The sequence below is a fragment of the Ruegeria sp. HKCCD7628 genome (genome assembly GCF_057221005.1).
On sequence record NZ_JBWVBA010000001.1, the window covers coordinates 915,322 to 927,952 of the forward strand.

The 12,631-nt window shown below is 60.1% G+C and carries 9 protein-coding genes; 4 read left to right on the forward strand and 5 right to left on the reverse strand.

Going from position 1 to position 12,631, the window contains the following annotated elements; genetic code table 11:
* Nucleotides 1-51: 51 nt before the first annotated feature.
* Nucleotides 52-2,277: a primosomal protein N' gene (locus tag AC2TAD_RS04605; protein ID WP_480866216.1), complete on the reverse strand. Its 2,226-nt coding sequence runs from the start codon at nucleotides 2,275-2,277 to the stop codon at nucleotides 52-54.
* Nucleotides 2,278-2,336: 59 nt separating this feature from the next.
* Between AC2TAD_RS04605 and fsa the strand changes: the two genes are divergently transcribed.
* The 4 genes from fsa to AC2TAD_RS04625 all read left to right on the forward strand — a co-directional run bounded on the left by fsa (nucleotide 2,337) and on the right by AC2TAD_RS04625 (nucleotide 5,580).
* On the forward strand, nucleotides 2,337-2,990 hold the full coding sequence (gene fsa / locus AC2TAD_RS04610; protein WP_170354905.1) for a fructose-6-phosphate aldolase: 654 nt from the start codon (nucleotides 2,337-2,339) through the stop codon (nucleotides 2,988-2,990).
* 200 nt (nucleotides 2,991-3,190) lie between these two features.
* Nucleotides 3,191-3,898, forward strand: coding sequence for a DUF484 family protein (locus AC2TAD_RS04615; RefSeq protein WP_480866218.1), 708 nt, complete (start codon nucleotides 3,191-3,193; stop codon nucleotides 3,896-3,898).
* Nucleotides 3,895-4,815: a tyrosine recombinase XerC gene (locus AC2TAD_RS04620; protein WP_480866219.1), complete on the forward strand. Its 921-nt coding sequence runs from the start codon at nucleotides 3,895-3,897 to the stop codon at nucleotides 4,813-4,815. The genes AC2TAD_RS04615 and AC2TAD_RS04620 overlap by 4 nt, the downstream gene beginning before the upstream one ends.
* Nucleotides 4,816-4,884: 69 nt before the next feature.
* A complete protein-coding gene (locus AC2TAD_RS04625) occupies nucleotides 4,885-5,580 on the forward strand; it encodes a CDP-alcohol phosphatidyltransferase family protein (RefSeq protein ID WP_170354902.1) in 696 nt (231 codons plus the stop codon).
* Here AC2TAD_RS04625 and AC2TAD_RS04630 read toward each other — a convergent pair.
* The 4 genes from AC2TAD_RS04630 to AC2TAD_RS04645 form a co-directional block, all read right to left on the reverse strand.
* On the reverse strand, nucleotides 5,577-6,044 hold the full coding sequence (locus AC2TAD_RS04630) for a hypothetical protein (RefSeq protein WP_170354901.1): 468 nt from the start codon (nucleotides 6,042-6,044) through the stop codon (nucleotides 5,577-5,579). The genes AC2TAD_RS04625 and AC2TAD_RS04630 overlap by 4 nt on opposite strands.
* A gap of 76 nt (nucleotides 6,045-6,120) precedes the next feature.
* Nucleotides 6,121-6,576 carry a methylated-DNA--[protein]-cysteine S-methyltransferase gene (locus AC2TAD_RS04635; protein WP_480866221.1) on the reverse strand — a complete coding sequence of 152 codons (456 nt, stop codon included), beginning with the start codon at nucleotides 6,574-6,576 and terminating at the stop codon, nucleotides 6,121-6,123.
* A gap of 124 nt (nucleotides 6,577-6,700) precedes the next feature.
* A complete protein-coding gene (ileS, locus tag AC2TAD_RS04640; RefSeq protein WP_480866222.1) occupies nucleotides 6,701-9,604 on the reverse strand; it encodes an isoleucine--tRNA ligase in 2,904 nt (967 codons plus the stop codon).
* Between the two features lie 162 nt (nucleotides 9,605-9,766).
* On the reverse strand, nucleotides 9,767-12,460 hold the full coding sequence (locus AC2TAD_RS04645) for a DUF2339 domain-containing protein (protein WP_480866224.1): 2,694 nt from the start codon (nucleotides 12,458-12,460) through the stop codon (nucleotides 9,767-9,769).
* Nucleotides 12,461-12,631: the final 171 nt, after the last annotated feature.

Here is a 12,631-nt window from a genome sequence, read left to right on the forward strand (position 1 = left end):
TACAGTTTGGCGAGGGGGCAGACGCACAAGCGACCTGCACAGGTGCAGAGGTCAGTAAAAACTCTGTGGGTCGATATCGACAGTTAGGCGAATGTCGCCCTTCAGACGCAAGGGTGCGATCCAGCGGGCGATGGCGTCCTGAATGGGCGCTCCCTTGGGGGCTTTGACCAGCAGGCGCACACGATGTCGCCCGCGTATCCGCGCAATCGGCGCGGGCGCAGGACCAAAGACCTGTGCATCAATCGCGCGCAGCGGCGCATCGTTGCGCGCCATCGCGTTACCGATGTCGAAAACCGGCCCGACCTCGGGCCCGGACAACACGATCCCGGCCATGCGCCCATAGGGCGGGACGCCAGCGGCCTGACGCCCGGCGGCCTCGGCCTTCCAGAACCCTTCTTCATCGCCTGACAGAATGGCGCGGATCACCTGGTGTTCAGGCTGAAACGTCTGCAACAGCGCTTGCCCCGGCTTATCCGCCCGTCCCGCCCGGCCTGCAACCTGCCGCATAAGCTGGAATGTGCGCTCCGCTGCCCGTAGGTCGGCCCCGTGCAGCGACAGGTCGGCATCAATCACTCCTACCAAAGTCAGCTTTGGAAAGTTGTGCCCCTTGGCCACCAGCTGCGTACCGATGACAATATCCGCGTCGCCCTCGGCAATTTCTTCGATCTTGGCCTTCAAAGCGCGGGCCGAGCCGAACAGATCGGAACTCAGCATTGCGATCTTGGCCTCGGGGAAGGTCGCCTCCGCCTCTTCGGCCAGCCGTTCGATCCCGGGGCCGACCGGGGCCAGCTTGCCTTCGACCCCGCAGGACGGGCAGGTGTCGGGCATCGGCTTGGTCTCACCGCATTGGTGGCACATCAGGCGTTTCAGGAACCGGTGCTCAACCATCCGCGCGTCGCAATGATCACAGGCGATCTGTTCACCGCACGCCCGGCAAAGCGTCACCGGCGCATAGCCACGGCGGTTGATGAAAAGCAGTGATTGTTCCCTGCGTTCGATCCGTTGCCGCACTGCCTGCCGCAGCGACGGCGAAATCCACGTCCCCGGCTGCATCTGCTCGGTCCGCATGTCGATGGGCTTCATCTCCGGCAGCACTGCCGCCCCAAAGCGCGAGGTCAGGTCCAGCCGCTCATATTTTCCGGCCTCGGCATTGGCCCAGCTTTCCAGCGATGGCGTCGCGCTGGCCAGAATCACGCGTCCCCCGCAGATCGAGGCCCGCAGCACCGCCATATCCCGCGCGCTGTAGTGCACCCCGTCTTCCTGTTTATAAGAGGTGTCGTGTTCCTCATCGACCACCACCAGCCCCAGATCGCGAAACGGAAGAAACAGCGCCGAACGCGCACCGACCACCAGTTGCGCTTCCCCCTGCCCGACCATGCGCCAGACCCGGCGGCGTTCGGTCATGGTAGCACCCGAGTGCCATTCAGCAGGCCGCGCACCAAACCGCGCCTCGACCCGCGTCAGGAATTCGGCGGTCAGGGCGATCTCGGGCAACAGAACCAGCGCCTGCCGCCCCATGCGCAGGGCTTCGGCGACGGCCTCTAGGTAAACCTCGGTCTTGCCCGAGCCGGTGACGCCCTTCAGCAGTGTCGTGCCATAGTCGCCGGACCGTTGCCCGGCCTTCAATCGCGCGACAGCGTCGGCCTGATCCCCGGTCAGCGTCTTGCCCGGCAAGTCCGGATCCAGCCGGGGATAGGGCAAATCACGCGGGCTGTCTTCTTCGCGCACCGCGCCTTGCTTAACCAAGCCCTTGACGACCGAGGACGTCACCCCCGCCTGCTCGGCCAGTTCCTTCAACGTGAACGCCAACCCGCCATAGTCGCGCAGCACCTCAAGCACACGGGTCCGCGCATCGGTCATGCGGTCGGGCTCTGCACCACCCAAACGATAGATTTTCCGCATCGACGGCGGATCGCCCAGCCCCGGCGCGCGGGTTGCCAGCCGCAGCATCGCAGGCATCGGTGTCAGCGTGTAATCAGCCACCTTGCCCAGAAACAGACGCATCTCTTCGCGCATCGGCGCGACCTCAAGCACACGGATCACGGATCGCGCCTTGGCCAGATCAAAACCGCCCTGCCCCGGCCCCCAAACCACACCCAGTACCTTGCGCGGGCCCAGCGGCACCTCGACAAACGCGCCCATAAAACACCCGCCCTCGGGCGCTTTATAGTCCAGCGTCCGGTCCAAGGGCTGTGTGGTCAGCACAGCCACCAGCTCACCCTGGTCGAAATACTCCTGCGCGCTCACCGCATCTCCTCGGGTCGGGGGTTTCAGCATCGGTGTTATTGGGGTAAAGCCATCCGCGACCAAGGCCAACCCATCAAAGGACTGCCCTCATGAAATTCTTCGTAGACACAGCCGAGATCGACGCCATCGCCGAACTGAACGATCTGGGCATGGTGGACGGTGTGACCACCAACCCCTCACTGATCCTGAAATCAGGTCGTGACATTCTGGAAGTCACCAAAGAAATATGTGATCTGGTCGACGGCCCCGTATCCGCCGAAGTCGTCGCCACCGAAGCCGACGACATGATCGCCGAAGGCCGCAAGCTGGCCCAGATCGCGCCTAACATCGCCGTGAAAGTTCCGCTGACATGGGCAGGGCTGAAAACCTGTAAAACCCTGTCTGACGAAGGCCAGATGGTCAACGTGACGCTCTGCTTTTCGGCCAATCAGGCGCTGCTCGCCGCCAAGGCAGGTGCGACCTTCATCTCGCCCTTTATCGGACGTCTGGACGATATCAACCTCGACGGCATGGACCTGATCGCCGATATCCGTCAGATTTATGACAATTACGGGTTCGAGACCGAAATTCTAGCCGCATCCATCCGCACCGTGAACCACGTAACAGACAGCGCCCGCATCGGCGCCGACGTGATCACCGCTCCGCCTGCCGTAATCAAGAAACTGGCCGATCACCCGCTGACCGACAAGGGGCTTGAAACCTTCCTGGCCGACTGGGCCAAAACCGGTCAGAAAATCCTCTGATCCTTGACACTGCCGCGCGGTGCCGCAAGGCACCGCGCCCGGCCCAACTGCCAGCCCTGATCGCAGATCAGGTTCTTGCAGGCGGGAGGAGCCCCCGTTGCGTAAAAGACGGGAAATCCTTCCGCAAGCTCACTTTTCCCAAGGCAAATCGGTCCAGCCGTGCTATAAGGCGGCAAAACATAAAAAAGACCGGACGGGACATGAGCAGCAATACCAAACTCAAGGACACTCTCCGCGAGGCGATTCTGGCCGAGCCTGACGCAGTTCTCGACGACAAGGACCTGATGCAGGCGCTTGTCGCCGCCAACGAACGGGCGCGCGGAGACAACATCATCGACCTACGTGGCATCGCCATGCAACGTCTCGAAGCACGACTGGATCGGCTTGAAGACACGCACCGTTCGGTGATCGCCGCCGCTTACGAAAACCTTGCAGGCACCAATCAGGTCCACCGCGCAATCTTGCGCCTGCTGGAGCCCACAGGGTTCGAAGACTTCCTGCGCACGCTCGGTACGGATGTGGCCGAGATATTGCGCGTTGATCGCATCACTCTGGTGCTGGAAACTACTGCTCTGCAGCAAGACCCGGCTATCGAGAAACTGGGCGGTGCACTGGCCATTGTCGAACCCGGTTTTGTCGACAACTACCTGACATTCGACCGCAGCGGCCCCGCACGTGAGGTCGTGTTGCGTGAAGTCATTCATCCCACCCACCGCATATTCGGCGAGCAAGCCGACCACCTGCGGTCTGAGGCGTGCATGAGACTGGATCTTGGCGAGGGTCGCCTGCCGGGCATGATTATCATGAGCGCGAAGGACCCCAACCATTTCACTCCGCAACTGGGAACAGATCTGCTGACCTTTTTCGCCGGCGTGTTCGAACGTTCCATGCGCAACTGGCTGTCATGAGCCTGATCTCTCCGGCCTGCCGCGACGCGTTGCAGCATTGGCTTGAGGGACTTGTAGCCCTGTCCGGGCGCGCGGAAAATACGCAGGCCGCCTATCGCAGCGACGTGGCCGAATTCTTGTCGTTCATGACTCTGCACCACAGCGAACGCCAGGGGCTGGCCGCTTTGGCGCGAATTACAGTATCCGACATGCGCGCCTGGATGGCCGATCAGCGCAGCTCCGGCGTCGGCGCAAGGTCCTTGGCGCGCAAGCTATCTGCAGTCAAAACCTTTTATCGCTGGCTGGCGGAACGGGAAGGGTTCGAGCCGACAGCCGTTTTGTCAACGCGTGCCCCCAAATTCACCCAAAAGCTACCCCGCCCCGTGGCCGAAGACGCCGCCCGCGCCTTGATAGAAACAGTCGAGCTGCAATCGACCAGCGATTGGATTTCGGCTCGCGATGCGGCCGTAGTCACCTTGCTTTATGGCTGCGGCCTACGGATTTCCGAAGCCCTTTCCCTGACTGGTGCCGACGCTCCTCTACCCCAATCGCTGCGAATCGTCGGCAAAGGCAACAAAGAACGGATCGTGCCGGTCTTGCCTGCCGCACGGGCGGCCGTCGATCGTTACGCGATCCTGTGTCCGCATCCGCTGGCCAAAGACAAACCTCTGTTTCGCGGTGTGCGGGGTGGGGCGCTGAACCCTCGCGCCATTCAGGCGGTTATGGCAAAAGCCCGTCAGCAACTTGGGCTACCGGCCACGGCGACCCCGCACGCCATGCGGCACAGCTTTGCAACCCACCTTTTATCCGCTGGAGGGGACCTGCGCGCGATACAAGAATTGCTGGGTCATGCCTCACTTTCAACCACACAGGCCTATACCGCCGTCGACACAACCCGCCTGATGGAGGTGTACGACCGCACCCATCCCAAGGCATGACGCAATGCATTTTCGCATGTCCCGGCTTTTTGCTTTGCATCTTGGGCACGCTTCGTACATGACACGCGAATGACACTCAGATTCAAAGCTCTATCCGTTCATCTTTTCACTGCAACCGGTGCAGTTTTTGCCATGCTCGCCATGCTGGCCGCCGTCGAGGAAAAGTGGAGCCTGATGTATCTGTGGCTGGTTGTGTCTTTCATCGTGGATGGAATCGACGGCCCTTTGGCGCGGCATTACCACGTCAAGCACAATGCGCCTGAATTCGATGGTGTTCTGCTAGATCTGATCATCGATTACCTGACATATGTTTTCATCCCTGCCTTCGCCCTGTTTAAATCCGGACTGATGGACGGTTGGACCGGCTGGTTCGCCATCATCGTCATCACCTTTGCCAGCGCCATGTATTTCGCGGATACGCGGATGAAGACCAAGGATAACTCGTTCTCCGGCTTTCCCGGCTGCTGGAATATGTTCGTCATCGTGATCTTCGCGCTCGAGCCGAATTTCTGGGTGATCCTGCTGCTGGTCTCGCTGCTGTCGCTGGCGATGTTCCTGCCGCTGAAATTCGTCCACCCCGTCCGCACCGAGCGCTGGCGCAATTTGACCCTCCCAATGGCGCTTGCCTGGACCTTCTTCGCAGGCTGGGCCGCCTGGGTCGATTTCCACCCCGAAAGCTGGGCACACTGGGGGCTCGTGATCACCAGCCTCTACCTGGTGTTTGCAGGGATCGCCCAGCAGGTGATCCCCCAGCGCAAGAGTTAAAGAACCTCCTGCACCTCGAACTCGGTGCCATTATGGGTGAAAACGTCGCCTTCTTGCAGCCCCGTCATCGTTAGATAAATCGGGCTTTGGGTTGAGATGCCCATATAGGTCTTGCCCTCAACCTCGAACCGCGTGGTCGATACACAGACGACAAAGCGCCGATTGTTGAACTTGACCACGGCTCCGGGCTTGACCGTATCAGTCACACTGAAATCGGTGTTCTCGATCACGTCGATCTTGGCGTGATGCGCCTGAACCGGCGCATCAAACGCCGCCGCCAGATCCGCACTTTCCCGAGAGGCCGCAATGTCGTCCTTGTCATGTCCTTCGCGATCATCCAGCTGCGACTCTTTCATGAACGCATCGTAATGGGCCTGAGCGGTTGCCAGTTCCTGTTCTTCCAACGACATCAGGCGGTCAATAATGGCCTTCTTACGAGCGGCAGGGTCTGTATGAGCTGTCATGATCTTTGATCCCTTGAGTTCTCAATATGAGATAAATTGAGCTTCAAGCAACGGGATTGCAACAGAAATCCGCTCCTCAGATCAGCAAACCCGCCGCCCGTTCGTGTCGCAGTAAGGCTACCTTGGTCTCCACACCGCCCTCGCCCGAGAACCCGCCCAGCCCGTTTGCCGCCAACACCCGATGGCACGGGATGATAACGGGAATTGGATTGGCTCCGCAGGCTTGTCCTACGAGTTGCGGCGGCTGGCCCAGCTCTTTGGCGATCTCGCCATAGGTCCGCGTTTCACCCAGCGGAATGGCAAACATCAGGTCGCAAACCTGCCGCTGAAACTTCGATCCGGCGATGTGGTATGGCAGATCAAACCGGTCCAACTGCCCCCGGTCATAGGCCCGCAATTGCGCCGCAGCCTCACGCAACAAAGGCGTGACCGGCCCGTCATCCACCCCGTCCCAAACCAGACGCGTCAGCGCCCCATCGGTTTCCTCAACCCCAAGGCGGCCAAACTTAGTATCAACGGCAATCATCGGCATAGAAAAAGGGTTGCAGATGTTTCGCCACACCCGCAACCCCAATCAGAGCGATCCGCCCCTTCATCTGGCCATAAATACCTCGGAGCGCGAGGCAGAGCCTCGCAAAACTCCAAAGCCAGAGACGCTAAGCCAACGCCTCGTCACAGCGCCCGCAGACACCCGCATGGGCGTGAAGACCCACATCCGGCAAGATCTTCCAGCACCGCTGACATTTCTCGCCTTCAGCCTTTTCGAACACCACCGCAACGCCCTCGATCTCTGGCACACGGAAAGCCTCTGCCGGAGCAGGATCACCACTGACTGTCAGGCCTGAGGTGATGCACATGTCGTCTACATCAAACGTGGCCAGCAGATCGCGGGTTTCCTGATCCTCGACATACACAATCGGAGCAGCCTCAAGGCTGGACCCGATCACTTTGTCCTGACGCTGGATTTCCAGCGCAGCGGTCACGGCGCGGCGCACGCGGCGCACCTTGGCCATGGCGGCCTCAAGCTCGGCATGTCGCCAATCGGCGGGCGTGTCCGGGAAATCCACAAGATGGACCGAACTGTCATCGCCCGGGAACCGCTCCAGCCAGACCTCTTCCATGGTGAAGACCAGAACCGGGGCCAGCCATGTGGTCAGGCGGTGGAACAGGATGTCCAGCACAGTTCGCGCGGCGCGGCGGCGCAGGTTGTCGCCATCGCAATAGAGCGCATCCTTGCGCACGTCGAAATAGAACGAGGACAAATCGACCGTGGCAAAGGTGAACACGGCGCTGAACACACCCTGGAAATCGAAGGCGGCATAGCCTTTGCGCACCTGTACATCCAGATCGGCCAGACGGCTCAGCACCCAGCGCTCCAGACGCGGCATGTCTTGCGGTTCAACCCGGTCGGCTTCAGTGAAATCCGCCAGCGATCCCAGCATGAACCGCATCGTGTTGCGCAAACGGCGATAACTGTCGGCAGTGCCTTTCAGGATCTCAGGCCCGATCCGCTGGTCGGCGGTATAGTCGGTCTGAGCCACCCAAAGACGCAGGATATCGGCACCGTATTGCTTGATGACCTCTTCCGGCACGATGGTATTGCCCAGCGATTTGGACATCTTGTTGCCCTTGGCATCCAGCGTAAAGCCATGAGTCACGACGTTGCGATACGGCGCACGGCCCTTGGTGCCACAAGCCTGCAGCATGGACGAATGGAACCACCCACGATGCTGGTCGGTACCTTCCATATAAACGTCGGCGATTCCATCCTCGGTCCCGTCCTCGCGGTCGCGCAGAACAAAGGCGTGGGTCGAGCCACTATCGAACCACACATCCAGCACGTCGAACACCTGATCATATTCATCCGGGTTGGCGATACCGTCCAGGATCTGCTCCTTGAACCCGTCGGTGTACCAGATATCCGCGCCGTTTTCTTCGAACGCAGCCTTGATCCGCGCGTTCAGATCGGCGTTGCGCAGTAGGTAGTCCGCGTTGGTGGGCAAGGCGCCCTTCTTGGTGAAACAGGTCAGAGGAACACCCCAGGCGCGCTGGCGGGACAGAACCCAGTCCGGGCGCGCTTCGATCATCGAATACAGGCGGTTACGACCCGTCTGCGGGGTCCATTTCACCAGTTCATCAATCGAGCGCAGGGCGCGTTCACGGATGGTGTCGCCCATCTCTCCCATGCCATCGTCCAGCTTGCGGTCCACGGATGCAAACCACTGCGGCGTGTTGCGATAGATGATCGGAGCCTTCGAGCGCCACGAATGGGGATAGCTGTGCTTGATCTTGCCGCGCGCCAACAGCCCGCCGACCTCGACCAGCTTGTCGATGACGGCTTTGTTTGCATCACCTTCGCCACCTTTGCGGGACAGAATGTATTTGCCGCCAAAGAAAGGCAGATCGGCACGGAACGAGCCGTCGTCCATCACGTTATAGGTGATGACCTGCTCGAGCATGCCCAGATCGCGGTACAGCTCAAATTCTTCCATACCGTGGGACGGCGCGCAGTGGACGAACCCCGTACCTTCAGTATCGGTCACAAACTCAGCGGCGCGGAAGTCGCGGATGTCGTCCCATTCGCCATTGCCGCCCTCGGCCCCGGCCAGCGGGTGGGTCAGTTGCACACCTGCCAGCTCATCCGCGGTCACGTCGCGGACACGGGTCCACTGGTCGTCGTTCAAACGGGCACGGCCTAGCACATCAGCAGCCAGATTATCGGCCAGCAGGAACTTGTCACCCACAGCGGCCCAGCATTCCTCGGGCGCTCCGATGACTTCGTAGAGGCCATACGAGATATCCTTGCCGTACACGACCGCCTTGTTCGATGGCATGGTCCACGGAGTCGTCGTCCAGATCACCACAAACGCATCATCCAGATCACCCGCATTCACGACCTTGAACTTCACCCAGATGGTGAAGCTTTCCTTGTCGTGATACTCGACCTCGGCCTCTGCCAGAGCGGTCTTTTCCACCGGCGACCACATCACGGGTTTCGATCCCTGATAGAGCGTGCCGTTCATCAGGAACTTCATGAACTCATCGGCGATCACGGCCTCGGCGTGGTAGTCCATGGTGATATAGGGATCGGCCCAGTTGCCTGTGATGCCAAGGCGCTTGAACTCGTCGCGCTGGATATCGATCCAGCCCTCGGCGAACTTGCGGCATTCCTGACGGAAATCGACGACGTTCACCTCGTCCTTGTTCTTGCCCTTCTTGCGGTATTGCTCTTCGATCTTCCATTCGATCGGCAAGCCGTGGCAGTCCCAGCCGGGAACATAACGCGCGTCGTGGCCCATCATCTGATGGCTCCGCACGATCATGTCCTTGATGGTTTTATTCAGCGCGTGTCCGATATGCAGGTGGCCGTTCGCGTAGGGAGGGCCATCGTGCAAAGTAAAGGGCGTGCGGCCTTCCTTCTCGCGCAGGCGGTCATAGACGCCGATGGTTTCCCAACGCTCCAGCCATGCGGGTTCGCGCTTGGGCAGGCCAGCGCGCATGGGGAAATCGGTTTTGGGCAGGTTCAGCGTGTCTTTGTAATCAGGTGTTTCGGCGCACATTGGGGGCGTCCTTTGGATGATCTGGTCGTGTGGATCGAAGCGGTCGGTGCGAGGTCTCAAACACCTTTGCCCGGCGTCTCAGGATGTCAGAGCGCCGGGGATATAATTCGAATAATGATGGCCATCCGGTCATACATGGCCGCGCTTATAGGACGCCCGCCCTCAATGGTCCAGAGGTTCCAGCGCATGCGGCGAATGGCGCAACTGCGCCCAGCGGTTAAGCCACGCCAGACCCGCCAAAGCCAACCCTAAAGCCAGCAACGAGAACACCCGGATCAGTCCGCCAAGCCCGGCGATATCGATCAGGAACACCTTGGCCACCGCCAGCCCAATCACCGCCAGCCCGGCTTTGCGCATCAGGTCGGATCGGCGCGCCAGCGACTGGTAGAAAACCACCGCCCCGATTACCAGAAGAGCAATGGTGTAAGTGTAAAGCTCGGGCTGGGTCACGCCGTTGCCCTCATACATGCCGGCCGCGCCCTGCCAAACATGACGGATCATCAGCCCTAACCAGACAGCCGTCAATCCACCGCTCAAGCCCCAACTGGCGCGCTTCAGCCACAGCGGAGTCGCATGAATCCTCCAGACCGAGAGCCCAATTGCCAGTGCAGGCAACAAGTAAGCGACCGCAAGCGTGTTCAATAACGGCAGACCCAGAACCGGTGACGCAACCTTGTTAAGCAACGGGTTCGCATCAACCAACGCCTGAACCAATCGGAAAAGACCATGCCCAGCAAAAAACGCCGCAAGCAAATAGCGAGCATAGTTCAGCTTTCCGCCCAGTTCGAACCGCTGAACCTGCGCAAAGGCCAGAAGCAACCAGATTATCGCCAGTAAGCCCAGCCCCCAGTGGCTATTAGTGGCGTTGCCCTCGCCAAAACTCTGCAACCAGCGTTCCAGCAGCAAAGACAGCAATATACCCCCGGTGGCCCAGGTGGCGCTCTCTAGCAATAGAGTTGCAACAGGCCGATTCAGTGAGCGGATCAGCAACCAACCCGACAGGAAACCAAGGGTTGCGACTGCGTAGACCAACGTCATTTCAAGGATCGCGGCGGAACCGGCCCAGTCAAGCCCCGGGTTCAACACCAGCCGCACCGTGACCGTGAAGACACCAGCCCAGATGAACCAGCTCATCGGCGGCAGGTTGAATTTGCGATCCAGCGCGGCGGCCACGACTACCATCGCGACCAGAGCAATGGTCAGCGCCGCAGAACTCAGGACAATGACGCAGGCAAAGGTCAAACAGGATAAAGCCGAGAGCGTCGCCAGCGACGCGCGCATCCGTTGATCTCCGTCAACGCGCGAAAAACGCTCGGCAAAGACTACCATCAACGCACTCAATGCGATACAATGCAGTGCCCACGGGTAGGCTCCGATCACAGTCGCAGGGTGCCAGCCGACCTCAAGAGCGATGGCCAACGCAGGCGCAAAGACCGCAGCTGCGCCAGCCCACCCGGCCGCATATTTGTGCGCATGCATCGAGCGCCAGGCCGCAGTGACGGAAATCACCCCACCCACAATAATCAAGACTGTGACCACCCAGGGGTAGTCCGCTTCGGCGGTTGCGGCATAGGTCTCAGCGAAGTGGCGCAGAACGATGCCGTTATCCCAGCCATGCATCAGAACGAACCAGACAAGGCCCAGCGCTGGCAATTTCGTCGCATCCTGCAATGCCTCCGCCCGCCTACCCCACAGCATCAATCCAAGCGCCAGCCCCGCCAGCAAGGTAACGCCCAGCCAGAACTCCGCCGGGCTATCAGCCCAATGCACCGAAAGAATCGCGGAACTAACGGCGACCGCGCCAAAGGCAACCCGCGTGGGAAATTCGGGCCATGCATCGCCCGTTTTGCGACTGATGATCTGGCTGATCATCGCGCCCTCATGATCGGGCCAGACACGCCGAATTGGTATGGCAATGGAAATCACGGCCAACGCTGTGACGCAGATCAGGTAATACGGTTCTGTCAGCGGTGAGGACAGCACCAGCAGCAGGCAAGCGGCATAGGCACCAAACAGAGTCAGGACGGATATCCACGCCCAGCGGCGCACTGTGTCGATCCCCAATCCCAAAACGGCGATCACAAAGAAATAGGCATATAGCCAGCCCGGATCCTTGGACGTGCCGCCAACAAGAAAGGGGGCTGCAAAGGCCCCGATCAGACCGACAGCAGCCAGCAAGGGGCCGTGGAACCAGCCAAGGATCAATCCCAACAGGGCAACAACGACCATTGCAATCAACGCGCTTTCGGGGCCGATCAAGTCGTAGAGCTGCCTAGCAGCCAGAATACCTCCGAACAGGGTAACCAGACCGGCGCCCGAGAAAACCGAGGGCAAATATGCGGTGGCCGAGGCTTCATCATCTCCAAACCTGCGGCGGATCACTTCTCCGGCCACGATCAACACCACACCGAAACTCAACGCGGCAATCACACGGGCGGACGGAGGCAACATCCCATTTTCGACACCGTATTGAACCAAGAATATCCCTGCCAACGCCAGTGAAAGGGCGGACACCACATAAAACCAGTTCTCTCGCAACCAGGTCGAAAGCGCGGTAAACCGGTCCTCACGAAACACTACGGCGGCAGGCGGTGTCTGCTCGGCAGCGGGTTGGGGTGTCTGCGCCTTGGACCACGGGGCGGGTTTCAGAGCTTTGTCCGGTTTTTCGGTCGGCTTGCGCGGTTCGGGTCGGGGTGGTGCATCGCTGGTTTTGGAAACATCCCCACCCAGCGCGCGAAGATCCTGCTCTAACTGCTCAACCCGACGGCGCAGGCGGGTGTGACTTACAATCAGAAAAACGATGCCTACCGGGATGGCCAGCACGATCAATCCAACAAGAACAAGCAAGGATTCCAATGGGCTCTCCGGTTGGGTTCACCGTCAGGCTACCCGAGACGCCCGTTGGGCAACAGTCAGAAAATCCGCCAGTTCGCAGGTATAACTCACGGCTAAATGCAGCCAGACGTGAGGCGCGGGATTAACTGCCCGAAGATGATCTGCACCACCGCAATCGCCGGAAACCCGCAA

Bases quoted from the DNA above. Each gene is read 5' to 3' on its own strand.
- AC2TAD_RS04630 (WP_170354901.1), bottom strand. From the start codon at position 6,044: ATGACAGCTCATACAGACCCTGCCGCTCGTAAGAAGGCCATTATTGAC.
- AC2TAD_RS04635 (WP_480866221.1), bottom strand. From the start codon at position 6,576: ATGCCGATGATTGCCGTTGATACTAAGTTTGGCCGCCTTGGGGTTGAG.
- fsa (WP_170354905.1), top strand. From the start codon at position 2,337: ATGAAATTCTTCGTAGACACAGCCGAGATCGACGCCATCGCCGAACTG.
- AC2TAD_RS04605 (WP_480866216.1), bottom strand. From the start codon at position 2,277: ATGCTGAAACCCCCGACCCGAGGAGATGCGGTGAGCGCGCAGGAGTAT.
- AC2TAD_RS04620 (WP_480866219.1), top strand. From the start codon at position 3,895: ATGAGCCTGATCTCTCCGGCCTGCCGCGACGCGTTGCAGCATTGGCTT.
- AC2TAD_RS04615 (WP_480866218.1), top strand. From the start codon at position 3,191: ATGAGCAGCAATACCAAACTCAAGGACACTCTCCGCGAGGCGATTCTG.
- AC2TAD_RS04625 (WP_170354902.1), top strand. From the start codon at position 4,885: ATGACACTCAGATTCAAAGCTCTATCCGTTCATCTTTTCACTGCAACC.
- ileS (WP_480866222.1), bottom strand. From the start codon at position 9,604: ATGTGCGCCGAAACACCTGATTACAAAGACACGCTGAACCTGCCCAAA.